The 13,451-nt window shown below is 58.8% G+C and carries 9 protein-coding genes and 1 pseudogene; 2 read left to right on the top strand and 8 right to left on the bottom strand.

Annotated features, from left to right (window positions below; translation table 11 throughout):
* Positions 1 to 15: 15 nt before the first annotated feature.
* Complete coding sequence (iscB, locus tag BQ9846_RS03635; protein WP_075879241.1) at positions 16 to 1,392, bottom strand: RNA-guided endonuclease IscB; 1,377 nt, start codon at positions 1,390 to 1,392, stop codon at positions 16 to 18.
* A 594-nt stretch (positions 1,393 to 1,986) separates the two neighbouring features.
* Between iscB and BQ9846_RS16890 the strand changes: the two are divergent.
* Both BQ9846_RS16890 and BQ9846_RS16885 read left to right on the top strand, forming a co-directional pair.
* Positions 1,987 to 2,283: pseudogene (locus BQ9846_RS16890) on the top strand (helix-turn-helix transcriptional regulator); the annotation flags it as partial.
* A gap of 96 nt (positions 2,284 to 2,379) precedes the next feature.
* The gene (locus BQ9846_RS16885) at positions 2,380 to 2,820 is read left to right on the top strand and encodes a hypothetical protein (protein WP_235818917.1); all 441 of its coding nucleotides are present in this window, start codon (positions 2,380 to 2,382) and stop codon (positions 2,818 to 2,820) included.
* A gap of 93 nt (positions 2,821 to 2,913) precedes the next feature.
* Here BQ9846_RS16885 and BQ9846_RS03625 read toward each other — a convergent pair whose 3' ends face one another.
* The 7 genes from BQ9846_RS03625 to gyrA all read right to left on the bottom strand — a co-directional run bounded on the left by BQ9846_RS03625 (position 2,914) and on the right by gyrA (position 13,327).
* The gene (locus tag BQ9846_RS03625; protein WP_075879239.1) at positions 2,914 to 3,288 is read right to left on the bottom strand and encodes a histone-like nucleoid-structuring protein, MvaT/MvaU family; all 375 of its coding nucleotides are present in this window, start codon (positions 3,286 to 3,288) and stop codon (positions 2,914 to 2,916) included.
* A 329-nt stretch (positions 3,289 to 3,617) separates the two neighbouring features.
* Positions 3,618 to 5,294 (bottom strand): 30S ribosomal protein S1, encoded by a 1,677-nt coding sequence (rpsA, locus tag BQ9846_RS03620; protein WP_075879238.1) that lies wholly within the window; start codon positions 5,292 to 5,294, stop codon positions 3,618 to 3,620.
* A gap of 184 nt (positions 5,295 to 5,478) precedes the next feature.
* Positions 5,479 to 6,168 (bottom strand): (d)CMP kinase, encoded by a 690-nt coding sequence (gene cmk / locus BQ9846_RS03615; protein WP_075879237.1) that lies wholly within the window; start codon positions 6,166 to 6,168, stop codon positions 5,479 to 5,481.
* Positions 6,161 to 8,407, bottom strand: a complete 2,247-nt coding sequence (locus BQ9846_RS03610; protein ID WP_144049365.1) for a bifunctional prephenate dehydrogenase/3-phosphoshikimate 1-carboxyvinyltransferase — start codon at positions 8,405 to 8,407, stop codon at positions 6,161 to 6,163. The genes cmk and BQ9846_RS03610 overlap by 8 nt, the downstream gene beginning before the upstream one ends.
* A 50-nt stretch (positions 8,408 to 8,457) precedes the next feature.
* The gene (gene pheA, locus BQ9846_RS03605) at positions 8,458 to 9,549 is read right to left on the bottom strand and encodes a prephenate dehydratase (RefSeq protein WP_075879235.1); all 1,092 of its coding nucleotides are present in this window, start codon (positions 9,547 to 9,549) and stop codon (positions 8,458 to 8,460) included.
* A 6-nt stretch (positions 9,550 to 9,555) separates the two neighbouring features.
* The gene (gene serC / locus BQ9846_RS03600) at positions 9,556 to 10,659 is read right to left on the bottom strand and encodes a 3-phosphoserine/phosphohydroxythreonine transaminase (RefSeq protein WP_075879234.1); all 1,104 of its coding nucleotides are present in this window, start codon (positions 10,657 to 10,659) and stop codon (positions 9,556 to 9,558) included.
* Complete coding sequence (gyrA, locus tag BQ9846_RS03595; RefSeq protein WP_075879233.1) at positions 10,643 to 13,327, bottom strand: DNA gyrase subunit A; 2,685 nt, start codon at positions 13,325 to 13,327, stop codon at positions 10,643 to 10,645. The genes serC and gyrA overlap by 17 nt, the downstream gene beginning before the upstream one ends.
* Positions 13,328 to 13,451: the final 124 nt, after the last annotated feature.

Genomic DNA, 13,451 nt, shown 5'->3' with positions numbered 1-13,451 from the left:
GCAGAGCGACCTGGATTACGCCACCGCTTGTCCCGCTTCTCCTTTTGTTGGTTGATGGATAGTCGGCGTGACGTAATAGCCGTAGCCATCGCCTCGTTGGATCAGGGTGCAGTGCCTGTGCGAGATGCCCTGCACGGCCCCTTGATCAGTCTGGATGTTGAAACTGCCTGTCTTGCGCACCGCGACACGGCCGGTATGGGTGCCGGCCTTCTTGCCGGTCGGCACCACGGCTCTCACCATATCGCCGGTCTGAAAGCCGTGTACCTGCTTCTGATGCATCAGGTGGCCGCGTGGAAAACCGTGTTTCGTCAGCCGCGTGCGCTGGTAACTGCCGCGGCCGGTGCATTGGATCGCCAGCGTCGGCACTGCCCAGTCGTGCAGCGTCTCGAAAACACCGACACAGGCCGCGTCCAGCGCATGGGTCTTGGGAATGTCGAGGCGCTGGCGGTTATACTTGGTGCGCCCGCCGGTGCCAACAGCCACCGGCAGGCCGGTGGCGTTGAGCGCGGTGAACAGCGCCCAACGGGTGGCATTGACCGCGCTGGCATCACGCAGCGGGCGCTTGAGTTCACGCTGCACGCGCTCCAGCCGTGCGTCCGCTAACAAACCGTTGGCCTTGAAGCGCTTTTTCAGGCCTTTATCACGCGCAAAGAAGTCCGCCAGGGGCAGTGAGTCCTTGGCCTGATTGCAGGCGTGGCAGCTTAGCGTTAAGTTGCTGACGCGGTTTGAACCACCCCGCGAGCGCGGCACCACATGCTCGATTTCCAGCGCAGTTTCCGCGGTGCCGCAGTAGGCGCACTCCCGACCCCATTTCTCCAACAGGTACTCGCGCACTTCGTAGCCTAGCAGCGTACCCTGCTGGTATTCGACGCCGCTGATTTCCGGGTTTTCCAGCTTCTGGGTATCAAAGCGCACCAACTCTTGGCTGATGCCAGTGATCGGCGCCAGCCGAGAAAGCCGCTCCACCCACGCCATCACCGTATCCACCCGATGCTGCAAGCTGGGCGGTAGCCAGCCGGCTTTGCGCTTCCGGTTGTCAAAGCGTGGGGCGCGGTAGCGCAGGTTCTTTGAGCGGCGACGCCGACGAAAGGCGGCGCGCTGCGCTAGTGCTTTTTTGATCTGAAAGCCGCGATGCACCAGGTCAAACAGGCACAGCACATGGCGCTGCTCACCGTCCGATTCACGCATCAGCGCCAGCCCGGTCGTTTTGCTGCCGGGATCGAGCCCTAAGCGAAGCGGTTGCGTCTCGCCGCCGACGCGATCTTTCAGTCGTATGCAGAACGGGTAGCGTTTATGCACCACGGCGCGACCGCGCTCTAGCAGCAACCGCGCCCGCTTTTCGCTACACGGCATTAACGGCTGCTTCTGTTTGTCCAGTACGAAAACCGCCATGCGATTTCCTCCTTAAAACGTACCCTTACGGGTCTGGTATCGCGGGGCTTGCGCCCCGTCTCCCCTCGGGAATGTCGATAACCGGCTCCTGCCTGGCGGCAGCGATCAAGACCTTCGGCGTTTTCCCTTGCGCCAGCATGATCCTGACCTTTCAGTGCCCGCCGCTGAGTGAAGTACGGCGGGGGGAGTCTTGACGACCCGTTATCAACGTAGCGGGGTGGTGTCCGCTCTCCCCGGTCAACCCGGCTTGCTTTCACAAGCCTCTGCCTTCAGGCAGAGGTAGTTGACAGACTCTCGTATTTATCTGCTGAAAAAGCCGTGACGCTGCCTAAAAGGCGCTAATTCCTCAAAAACTGTGCACAAACGTGCAGCCAGGCGTAACAAACTTGCCTTTGCCCCCGTCGAACCTGCATAAAGAACCTACTCTGTACGCTATCGCACGACCTTCACTATATTGAGAGATAGCGCACAAACTTTAGGTTCGTTAGCAACGCGCAGACAGACGCGTTGTGAGAACACGTTTCCTTAGCACCGGGAAGGTGCCAAGCGGGTGAAAAATGACACCTGCATGAATGACGCAAGGGAGGCCAGTTAATGTTTAATGCAATGATAAGGGCGGAGATTTGGCTTCAAGAGACCATCGGTAAACAAATAAGCATCAATGAACTAGCTGACCATTTGGGCTATTCTGATTCGCAGGTGAGGCGTCAATTTCGCCACTATTTTGACACCTCTCCCAGTGCTTACCGGGATCAGCGCCGCCTTGAGCATGCGGCTGTCTTACTCGCCCTAACGCCTAAAAATATAGCCCAAATCGCCCTCGTATGCGGCTATTATAATCACTCCTCTTTTTCGCGCGCCTTCCATAAACACTTCTCCGTAAGCCCGCGCCATTTCCGCCAGTCGATACGCCGAACGCTTCAACGCCAACGCCCGCCGAGTGGATTTACCACGCGTATTATCCGAAAACCGCAGCGGCAATTTATATTGCGGCGCTACTATAAAGCGCCAGAACAGCTAAAGGGTTTAGGCACAGCCGAGTTACATACCGAGTCGTTACCCTCCCTGCCCAAGACTTGGACACAAACCACGCCGAGTATTGCACTACCGGATCTACTGACGGAAAAAATCGGTGCCCGTGTCGCGCCGTCTGCTGCGTTACCACGCACGGATGTGGGGTTTTGCTTAGCATCGCAAGAGGCGCTGGCGTTAAAGCCCTCGCTGCCGATGACTTACCGGCGCATGACGCTAGCGCCTCAGCACTATGCCATTACGTGTTTTGATGACTTTTCGGCGCTATCCCACGCGTTAACCCACGCTCTCTACCAATTACTCTGCCACCCAACGCCGTTTTATATTAGTGGCGCCGCGCCGTATGTCTTATGGCGAAAAACAAGCCTTGAGCTGCGCTTGCCGCTATCGGAATAGTGGTTGACGTATTCACCACGCCTTTGAGGGGATAGCGTTTATATCGGTTTAATACAAAACCGGCATTTCGTGGAAATGCCGGAGAATCACTCATTAATCTTCCATGCGTACCAGCCAGGACTCAACGGTGTCGTCGCCGTGCTCTTCTTTCCAACGCCGCAGCCCTTTATGGTTACCGCCGCGGGTTTCGATCACTTCCCCGGTGTGCGGGTTTTTATAAATCTTAAGGCGACGCTTACGGCGGCCGTCGGTACTTTTGGTTTTATGTAAATCGCTGGGGTCTACATGCGGCTCGAACAAGGCGACAATATCGGCTGGCACCTTGCCGAACTCTTCCATTAATTTCTCAAGGCGATCTTTGAACTCAAGCTCGCTCTTAAGACGCTGATCGCCTTCCATGCGCTGCATGTCTTCTTGCAATTTCTTTAGCTGCTGCTCTTTCTGGATGTATTCATTTAATAGGGACATGGGCTCATCCTTTTATGTCGTTTAAGTCGCTAAGATAGCGTACTTACAGGCTTATTACTCCTGCATTCAGGACTCAAAATATATTTTTACTTAAGGTATAACTTAATCTTGCCAAAAAGCAAACTCAAGCATGTTTAGATACGAGCGTATTATTGCTGTAAAAAGGGCTACTGACAACAGTTTAGACAGCTTTAAGTAAGCCATGTCACTTTTACTGTGGACATAATTACGCTAACCAACAACTAAAAAAACGCCGCCCATTAGGGCGGCGTTTTTAATGAGCCTAAAGCGTTAAAAGCGGAGCCTCGAAAGGCCCCACGTTAACCCTATTAGTCTTGGCCCATCTGCTGCTTAATCAGATCACCGATGGTGGTCGGGCCACCTGCTTCTGGTGATTCTTCACGCAGCTTTTTCAGGTTTTGACGCGTGTCGTCTTGCTCTTTCGCTTTTACCGACAGGTTAATCTGGCGGCTCTTGCGATCAACGCTGACGATGCGCGCTTCCACGCTGTCGCCTTCGCTCAGCACGTTGCGCGCGTCTTCTACGCGATCAGCGCTGATTTCAGAGGCTTTCAGCACGGCGATAACGTCGGTCGCCAACTCAACCTGAGCTTCTTTGGCGTCAACGTCAACAACGCGACCTGTCACGATAGAGCCCTTGTCGTTAACGGACAGGAACTCCGCCACCGGGTCGGTATCCATCTGCTTGATGCCCAGCGAGATACGCTCACGCTCCGGGTCGATCGAGAGGATAACAGCTTCGGCTTCGTCGCCCTTCTTGTAGTGACGAACGGCTTCTTCGCCAGTCTCTGTCCAAGAGATATCGGACAGGTGTACCAGACCGTCGATACCGCCTTCCAGGCCGATGAAGATACCGAAATCGGTGATCGACTTGATGGTGCCAGAAACACGGTCGCCCTTGTTGTACTGCGCATTGAACGTTTCCCACGGGTTCGGCGTGCACTGCTTGATACCCAGGGAGATACGACGACGCTCTTCGTCGATGTCCAACACCATGACGTCAACATCATCGCCCACTTGAACGACTTTAGACGGATGGATGTTCTTGTTGGTCCAGTCCATTTCAGAGACGTGAACCAGACCTTCGACACCCTCTTCCAGCTCGGCAAAGCAGCCGTAGTCGGTCAGATTGGTGACCACGGCGTGCACCTTGGTGCCTTCCGGGTAACGGTCTTTGATGTTGACCCACGGATCTTCGCCCAGCTGCTTAAGTCCCAGCGATACGCGGTTGCGCTCGCGGTCAAACTTTAGCACCTTGACGTTGATCTCGTCGCCTACGGCCACGATTTCAGACGGATGCTTGATGCGCTTCCACGCCATGTCGGTGATGTGGAGCAGGCCGTCGACGCCGCCTAGATCAACGAAGGCGCCGTAGTCGGTCAGGTTCTTGACGATACCCTTGATCTGCTGGCCTTCCTGCAGCGTGGCGAGCAGCGCTTCACGCTCGGCGCTGTTCTCGGCTTCGAGAACGGCACGGCGAGAAACGACGACGTTATTGCGCTTCGGATCAAGCTTGATGACTTTGAAGTCGAGTTCTTTGTTTTCGAGGTGCGCGGTATCGCGAACCGGACGAACGTCGACCAAAGAGCCCGGCAGGAAAGCACGGATAGAGTCGACATCGACAGTGAAGCCGCCTTTGACTTTACCGTTGATCACGCCCTTGACGATTTCATCTTTCTCGAAGGCGGCTTCAAGTACCTTCCACGCTTCAGCGCGTTTGGCTTTCTCGCGCGACAGACGCGTTTCACCGAAGCCATCTTCGACGGCTTCCAGTGCGACGTGAACATCATCGCCGATCGCAATGGTCAGTTCGCCATTGTCGTCGCGGAATTGCGCGGCGGGGATCTGACCTTCGGATTTCAGACCTGCGTTAACGGTAACCCAGTCACCGTCAATGTCGACAACCTGGGCCGCGACGATAGCGCCTGGCTCCATGTTGATGTCGTTAAGAGACTGTTCAAACAGTTCAGCAAAGCTTTCGCTCATGGTGTTCCTACGTGATCAACGTTGTTGAGGCAGTACTGCCTTCTCCGTACCACCAGCAAGTACGGGCCTAATGTCACTCTGCTTTCGAGGGCGTTAGCGCTGGTTCGACCTAGCCGGGCTCACCGCGATGAGTTTAGTGCCCTGCCACGTCATGACGCCGCATCGAAAGCGCCGCAAGGGAGAATCAAACGCCGGTTGCTAACCCCCTTTGGATCAGCAGTTCGGTTATCCGATCAACCACTTCCGGTATGCTCAGGCGCGTGGTATCAAGCGTAATGGCATCATCTGCCGGCTTGAGAGGTGCCACGCTGCGCTGCGTGTCGCGTGCATCGCGTGCCTGAATCTCCTTCAAAAGACTCGAAAGACTAGCATCCACGCCGGCTTCGCGCAACTGAAGATGCCTTCTGCGCGCCCGCTCTTCGGCACTCGCGGTTAAAAAAATCTTTAGCGGAGCGTCATCAAACACCACGGTGCCCATGTCGCGACCATCGGCGACCAGCCCCGGGGCCTGGCGAAAATCGCGCTGGCGGCTTAGCAGCGCCTCACGCACCAAAGGCAGCGCGGCCACTTGAGAGGCGCGCTCGCCGGCTTGCTCGGTACGAATCGCGCGCCCCACGTCCTCGCCTTCCAAAAGCGTCTTGGGCATGCCGCCTTCCACCGGAAAGGCCACGTCGAGCCGCTCGGCGAGTTTCGCCACCGCGGGCTCGTCATCCAGCGCCACATTGTGCTTAACGGCCGCATGCGCGGTGAGGCGATAGAGCGCGCCGCTATCCAAAAGATGCCAATCCAGCCGCTCGGCGATCAGCCCGCTGATCGTCCCCTTGCCCGCACCGCCTGGGCCGTCGATGGTAAGAACCGGTGCCTGCTCAGACATTCGCTCCCTCCACCTTCAATGCCAACCCGATACGGGTGGCAAGCTCAACAAAGTTGGGGAAGGACGTGGCGACATTGGCGCAGTCGTCAATCACCACCTCGTCGCTTGCTCGCAGCGCCGCGATGGTAAACGCCATGGCGATGCGGTGATCGCCCAGGCTATCGATAAGACCGCCGCCATAGCTCGGCGCATCATCGCGGCCGCCGCCGACGATATCGATGCCATCTTCCACAACCGTATGCTCGACACCCAGCACGGCAAGCCCATCGGCCATCGCTTGAATGCGGTCGGACTCTTTCACCCGCAGCTCTTCGGCGCCGCGCAGGCGTGTGGTGCCTTCCGCATTGGCAGCGGCGATAAACAGCGCCGGGAACTCATCGATCGCCAGCGGCACCTGATCAACGGGGATATCAATGCCTTTAAGCGGCGCATAGCGAATACGAATATCCGCCACCGGCTCGCCGCCGACCTCCGCCTGATTGGAGAGGGTTAGATCCGCCCCCATCAGCGTCAAGATATTGATCACGCCGATACGCGTGGGGTTAATGCCAACGTGCTCAAGGGTAATGTCCGACCCTGGCGTGATGGCTGCCGCGACCAAAAAGAACGTCGCCGAAGAGATATCCGAGGGCACGTCGATCGGCCCGGCGGTGAGCCGACCGCCGCCCGCTAGCCAGCAAGTATCCCCCTCGCGGGAAACGGGGTAGCCAAAGCCGTTCAACATGCGCTCGGTGTGGTCGCGGGTCGGCGCGGGCTCGCGTACCCGGGTCTCGCCGTTGGCGTACATGCCGGCAAAGAGCACACAAGATTTCACCTGGGCGCTGGCCATCGGCATGTCATAATCGATGCCTTGCAGCGCGGCGCCGCCGTGAATCTTAAGCGGTGGCCGGCCGCCTTCGGCGGTATCGATCACTGCTCCCATGGCGCGCAGCGGGTCGGCGACCCGCCCCATCGGACGTTTGGTGAGCGAGGCGTCGCCGGTCAATTCGCTATCGAAGGCCTGCCCGGCCAAAAGCCCGGCAAACAGGCGCATCGCCGTGCCGGAGTTACCCACGTAAAGCGGCCCGGATGGCGCTTTTAACCCGTGCATTCCCACGCCGTGAATGGTCACGCGCCCCTGGTGCGGCCCCTCGATAGCCACGCCCATTTCGCGAAACGCCTGCAGCGTGGCGAGGCTGTCTTCGCCTTCCAGAAAGCCCTTCACCTCGGTCACGCCCTCGGCAAGGGCGCCGAGCATGATCGAGCGGTGGGAAATCGATTTATCTCCGGGTACTCGCAAGCGGCCCTGAGCTTGTCCGCCCGGGCGCACGCGGTACGTCACTTGACCCTGTGGTTGCATTAAGTATTCCGCCTGATAACTGGTTTTGTTCAATAGCGATTCAAAGTAGCGGCGCGCGTGACTGGCGCGGTCAAAAGTGGCCAGCATCGCGTCGCTATCGCCCGCCTCTACCGCCGTGCGCAACCGCTTAAGCCCAGCCTCGAAGTCGTCGAGCGAGGCTAGCACCGCATCGCGGTTAGCGATAAAAATATCCCGCCACATGACCGGGTCACTCCCGGCAATCCGGGTGAAGTCGCGAAAGCCTCCCGCCGCGTAGCGAAAAATATCCAGCCGCTGATCCTGGCGCGCCAGCGTGTCCACCAGCGAAAACGCCAGCAGATGAGGGAGGTGACTGGTGCGCGCCAGCACTTCATCGTGACGGGCGACGTCCATCTCCAGCACCTCGGCGCCGGTGGTTTGCCAGAGCTTTCGCACGCGGGTGAGCGCGGTGGGATCGACATCGGGCTCGGGGGTGAGAATCACTTTATGATTCACGTAGAGCTTGGGATTCGCCGCGGCCACGCCGCTTTTTTCCGAACCCGCGATGGGGTGACCTAGCACCAGCGTCGGGGGCACTCGGCCAAAAACGCGCCGCGCGCACTCACGGATCGTCGCCTTGGTACTGCCCACATCGGTGATCACCACTTGCGTGATATCCAAAAGTGAGCCGGCCAGCTCTCGCATCACGCTTTCCATCGCCAGCACCGGCACCGCGAGCACAATCATGCTCGCGCCCGGTAACTGCTCGGAGAGCTTCGTTCCACCCGAATGAATCAAACCCATCTCGATGCCGCGTTCGATCTCGCTGGCATCGGGGTCGCAGGCGATAATCTCCCCGCCAAAACCCGCTTCCCGCAGCGCCGCCGCGAGCGAGCCACCAATCAACCCCAACCCGACGATTAAAAGGCGTGATTCACTCACGCGACTCGGCTCGCCAGGGGGCAACACAACGTCGCTTGAACCCGCTACGCTCACAGCACGCCCTGGGGGTAGGAGCCCAGCACTTTCAAATCCGAGGCGCGCAGGCGCACTTCATCGAGCATGGCGGAGATATGCGGTTCGGCGTAGTGCCCTTTAAAGTCAATAAAGAAGACGTAGTTCCATACGCCGCTGCGTGATGGGCGTGTCTCCAGGCGGGTCATATCGATCTGATGGCGATGGAAGGGCTCTAGCAGATCGTGCAGCGCGCCGGGCTGGTTGCGCATCGCCACCACCAGCGAGGTTTTGTCGTCGCCTGACATGGGCACGTCTTGGCTGCCGATAATCAAAAAGCGCGTGGAGTTATCCGGTCGATCTTCGATTTTCTCGGCGATACGCTCCAAGCCGTAGAGCTTGGCCGCCATATCACCGGCAATCGCGGCGCTGTGCCACTCGGTTTTTACCAGCTTCGCGGCTTCGGCGTTGGACGCCACCGGCACCCGCTCGGCGTGTGGGAAGTGAGCATCGAGCCACTTGCGGCACTGGGCAAACGATTGCGGGTGCGAGTAGATACGCGAGACCTTGTCTCGCCGGGTATTCTCGCTCACCAGCAAATGGTGGTGGATGCGCAGCACCACCTCACCGCAGATATGGATGGAAGACTCCATGAAGGTATCCAGGGTGTGGTTCACCACGCCCTCGGTGGAGTTCTCCACCGGCACCACGCCATAGTTCACCGCCCCCGCTTCGACCTCACGGAACACTTCGTCGATCGCCGCCATGGGCAGACTCACGGCGCTTTCGCCGAAGTGCTTAAGCGTCGCCTGCTGGGTAAAGGTGCCTTCCGGACCGAGGTAGGCAACTTTTACCGGCTGTTCAAGCGCCAAGCAGGCCGACATGATTTCCCGAAAAAGCCGCGCCATCTCCTCGTCATCCAGCGGGCCAGCGTTCAACGCCATGATGCGGCGCAGCACCTGCGCTTCCCGCTCGGGCCGATAGAAGACCGTTGACGCATCTTCAGCGCGTTTGACCTGGGCGACTTCTTGAGCGCAATTGGCGCGCTCGCTGATCAAGCGCAGAATATCGCTATCGAGTTGGTCGATGCGCTGGCGAAGCGCGTCGAGCTTGACGGATGTATCTGACATCGTGTCTTAGCCCCTTCTCTGTTCAAAATCTGCCATGAAAGCCACCAGCGCATCCACGGCCTCTTCCGATACGGCGTTGTAAAGACTCGCGCGCATCCCTCCCACGCTGCGGTGCCCTTTGAGGTTCAAAAGCCCCGCTTCATCGGCCTCCGCGAGGAACGTCTTATCCAACGCCGAGTCGGCCAGCACAAAAGGCACGTTCATGCGTGAGCGGTTAGGCAGCGCAATGGGATTGGCGTAGAGTTCACTGGCGTCAATCGCGCCGTAAAGCTTTTCCGCCTTGCGCTGATTAATGATCTCCATCTGCGCCAGCCCGCCGATATCCTCTCGCAGCCACTGGAACACCAATCCCGCCAAATACCAGGCATAGCTCGGCGGTGTGTTGACCATCGAGCCCGCCTCGGCAATGGCGCGGTAATCAAATAGCGAGGGAATCGGCTGCTGGGCCTGATCGAGCAGGTCATCGCGCACGATCACCAGCGTAAGCCCCGCCGGGCCGATGTTCTTCTGCGCGCCGGCGTAGATCACGCCGTACTGGGAGACATCCAAGGGCGCGGAAAGAATGCTTGATGACAGATCGCACACCAACGGCACCTGGGCACCATCGCGGCGTCGCGCACCGGGGGTGTAATCAAACGCCAACCCGCCGATGGTTTCGTTGGCGGTAAAGTGCAGATAGGCGGCATCGTCGCTTAGCTGCACCTCATCCGGGCGTGGCACCGCCGTATGGCCGTTGGCCTCGCTGCTGGCGGCAACGTGATGGGGCAACTCAAGGTGCTCAAGCTCTTTTAGCGCTTTTTTCGACCAAATGCCGGTGTTGATGACATTGGCGCTGCCACCGCGACCCAGCAGGTTCATCGGCAGCATGGCAAACTGCAAGCTGGCACCGCCTTGTAAAAACAGCACCTTGTAGTTATCCGGCACCCTAAGAAGCGCGCGCAAATCGGCTTCCGCCTGTTCGGCGATCGCGACGAACTCGTCGCTACGGTGACTCATCTCCATCACCGAGAGGCCGCGCCCGTGGTAGTCGAGCATCTCTTCCTGGGCACGCTTGAGAACCGCCGTGGGCAGCGCCGCCGGCCCCGCGCAGAAGTTAAAGTGACGCGTCATCGGCTCCCGGGGCCTCCTCTTGGTGGGTGTCTTCGTCGTCTACGTCGAGCTCGATATCCTCCGGCTCCTCGACGCGCACCGTCTTGACAAGCTTCTCCTCTTTACCCAAGCGAATCAGCATCACGCCTTGGGTATTGCGCGAGGTGGTCGATACTTCCTCCACCCGGGTGCGCACCAGCGTACCGCGGTCGGTGATCAGCATCATTTCATCGCTGTCGTAAACCTGCATGCCGGCGACAAGCGCACCGTTACGCTCGCTTGTCTGCATCGCAATCACGCCCTGGCCACCACGGCCGCGCAGCGGGAACTCGCCTAGGCGCGTGCGCTTACCGTAGCCGTTTTCACTCGCGGTGAGGATGTAGATCGGCTCCTCTTCCGTCCCGCTTTCCACCACGGCTGGGGCGTCGTCGCCTTGCGCATCGCTTTCGGCATCAATTTGCTGATGTTTAGGGATTATCAAGCTGATGACTTCGGCGTCGTCCGCCAGGCGCATGCCGCGCACACCGCGTGCGGTACGGCCCATCGCGCGCACGTTACCCTCTTCAAAGCGGATCGCCTTGCCGTTGGAAGAGAGCAGCATGACGTGATCACTGCCGGAGGTAATCGCCGCGCCCACCAAGCGGTCGCTCTCATCCAGATCGATGGCGATTAAGCCCACGCTGCGCGGGCGCGAGAACTGCTCGAGGCTCACGCGCTTAACCGTCCCTTGGGCAGTAGCGAAGAAAATATAGTGGCTAGGATCGTAGTCGCGCACCGGCAGAATAGCGTTAATCGCCTCGCCTTCATCCAGCGGCAGCAGATTCACCAGCGGCTTACCGCGCGAACCGCGGCTGGCGGCGGGCATTTCGTAAACTTTCAGCCAGTAGACCTTGCCGCGATTGGAGAACAGCAGCACGGTGTCGTGGGTGGATGCCACCAGCAGGTGCTCAATGACGTCCTCATCCTTCATCGCCGTGGCTGACTTACCGCGACCGCCGCGACGCTGGGCCTGGTAGTCCGAGAGCGGCTGGGTTTTGGCGTAGCCCGAACGCGACACCGTGACCACCATGTCCTCTTCGGCGATCAAATCCTCCATCGACAAATCCAGATGGCTCACCTGAATTTCCGTGCGGCGGTCGTCGCCGAACTGATCGCGCACGGCGTGCAGCTCGTCGCGAATCACCTCCATCAAGCGATCGGGCGAGGCGAGAATCTCGGTAAGCTCGGCGATTTTTTCCAAAATAGAGAGGTATTCGTTGAGCAGCTTCTCGGTTTCAAGCCCGGTCAAGCGGTGCAAGCGCAGCTCCAGGATCGCCTGCGCTTGAGCGGGCGAGAGACGGTACTCGGTGGCCGACGGGTTAAGCCCAAAACCCTCCTCCAGGTCCTCCGGCTTGCAGGACGTGGCGCCGGCTCTTTCGAGCATGTCAGTCACCTGCCCCGGGCGCCAGCTGCGATCAAGCAATTTCTGTTTCGCTTCGGCGGCGTTGGGCGAGGCTTTGATCAGCTCGATCACCTCGTCGATATTGGAAATCGCGACGGTCAAGCCTTCTAAAATGTGGCCACGCTCGCGGGCTTTTTTCAGCTCAAAGAGCGTGCGGCGCGTCACCACTTCACGACGGTGGCGAATAAAGGCTTCTAACAGCTCTTTTAAGTTGAGCGTGCGCGGCTGACCGTTTTCCAGCGCCACGATATTAATACCAAACACGTTTTGTAGCTGCGTCTGGGCGAAGAGGTTATTGACCACGACCTCGCCGGATTCGCCGCGCTTGATCTCGATCACCACGCGCAAGCCATCTTTATCCGACTCATCGCGCAGCTCGGCAATGCCCTCGATGCGCTTCTCTTTGACCAGCTCGGCGATCTTTTCGATCAGCCGCGCTTTGTTCACCTGATACGGCAGCTCGGTGATAATAATGTGGTCACGGCCGGTTTTATCATCGTGCTCGACGGTGTGGCAGGCGCGCACGTAAATACGCCCACGGCCCGTGCGGTACGCTTCAAGGATGCCGGCGCGGCCGTTGATGATGCCGCCGGTGGGGAAGTCAGGCCCCGGCACGTACTCCATCAGGTCATCCACCGAGAGCGTGTAGTCGTCGATCAGCGCCAAACAGGCGTCGATCACTTCACGCATATTGTGCGGGGGAATGTTGGTCGCCATGCCCACGGCGATACCCGAGGAGCCGTTGATCAGCAGGTTCGGCACCTTGGTCGGCAGCACATCGGGAATACGCTCGGTGCCGTCGTAGTTATCCACCCAGTCGACGGTCTCTTTTTCCAGATCGGCGAGAAGCTCATGCGCCAGGCGCGCCATGCGTACCTCGGTGTAACGCATGGCCGCGGCGCTATCACCGTCGATCGAGCCGAAGTTACCCTGGCCATCGACCAGCACATGGCGCATCGAGAAGTGCTGCGCCATACGCACGATGGTGTCGTAAACCGCGCTATCGCCGTGGGGGTGGTATTTACCGATGACATCGCCGACCACGCGCGCCGATTTCTTGTACGGTTTATTCCAGTCATTACCCAATTCGTGCATGGCGAACAAAACACGCCGATGCACGGGTTTTAAGCCATCGCGCACATCGGGAAGCGCGCGGCCGATGATAACGCTCATCGCATAGTCGAGGTACGACTGTTTGAGCTCGTCTTCAATATTGACGGGCAGAATTTCTCTGGCGATGTCACCCATGGAAGTCAGATCCTTTGCACTGCTTTGGCACTGCGAGAGTTGAAAGCGCTAATACCGCCCTTAGCAACACAACAGGGCGGCGCGCAGATACCGCGACATCATACCACTGCAGGCGCGGCAAGGG

It is taken from the genome of Vreelandella massiliensis (assembly GCF_900155385.1).
Classification (GTDB): Bacteria; Pseudomonadota; Gammaproteobacteria; order Pseudomonadales; family Halomonadaceae; genus Vreelandella; species Vreelandella massiliensis.
The sequence above is the reverse complement of the archived record's forward strand: the minus strand, read 5'-3'. Positions and strand labels throughout refer to the sequence as shown.

What these genes read in the sequence shown, in the direction of transcription:
- pheA (WP_075879235.1), bottom strand. Translation starts at nt 9,549, where the DNA reads ATGTCAGATACATCCGTCAAGCTCGACGCGCTTCGCCAGCGCATCGAC.
- cmk (WP_075879237.1), bottom strand. Translation starts at nt 6,168, where the DNA reads ATGTCTGAGCAGGCACCGGTTCTTACCATCGACGGCCCAGGCGGTGCG.
- BQ9846_RS03625 (WP_075879239.1), bottom strand. Translation starts at nt 3,288, where the DNA reads ATGTCCCTATTAAATGAATACATCCAGAAAGAGCAGCAGCTAAAGAAA.
- rpsA (WP_075879238.1), bottom strand. Translation starts at nt 5,294, where the DNA reads ATGAGCGAAAGCTTTGCTGAACTGTTTGAACAGTCTCTTAACGACATC.
- serC (WP_075879234.1), bottom strand. Translation starts at nt 10,659, where the DNA reads ATGACGCGTCACTTTAACTTCTGCGCGGGGCCGGCGGCGCTGCCCACG.
- iscB (WP_075879241.1), bottom strand. Translation starts at nt 1,392, where the DNA reads ATGGCGGTTTTCGTACTGGACAAACAGAAGCAGCCGTTAATGCCGTGT.
- gyrA (WP_075879233.1), bottom strand. Translation starts at nt 13,327, where the DNA reads ATGGGTGACATCGCCAGAGAAATTCTGCCCGTCAATATTGAAGACGAG.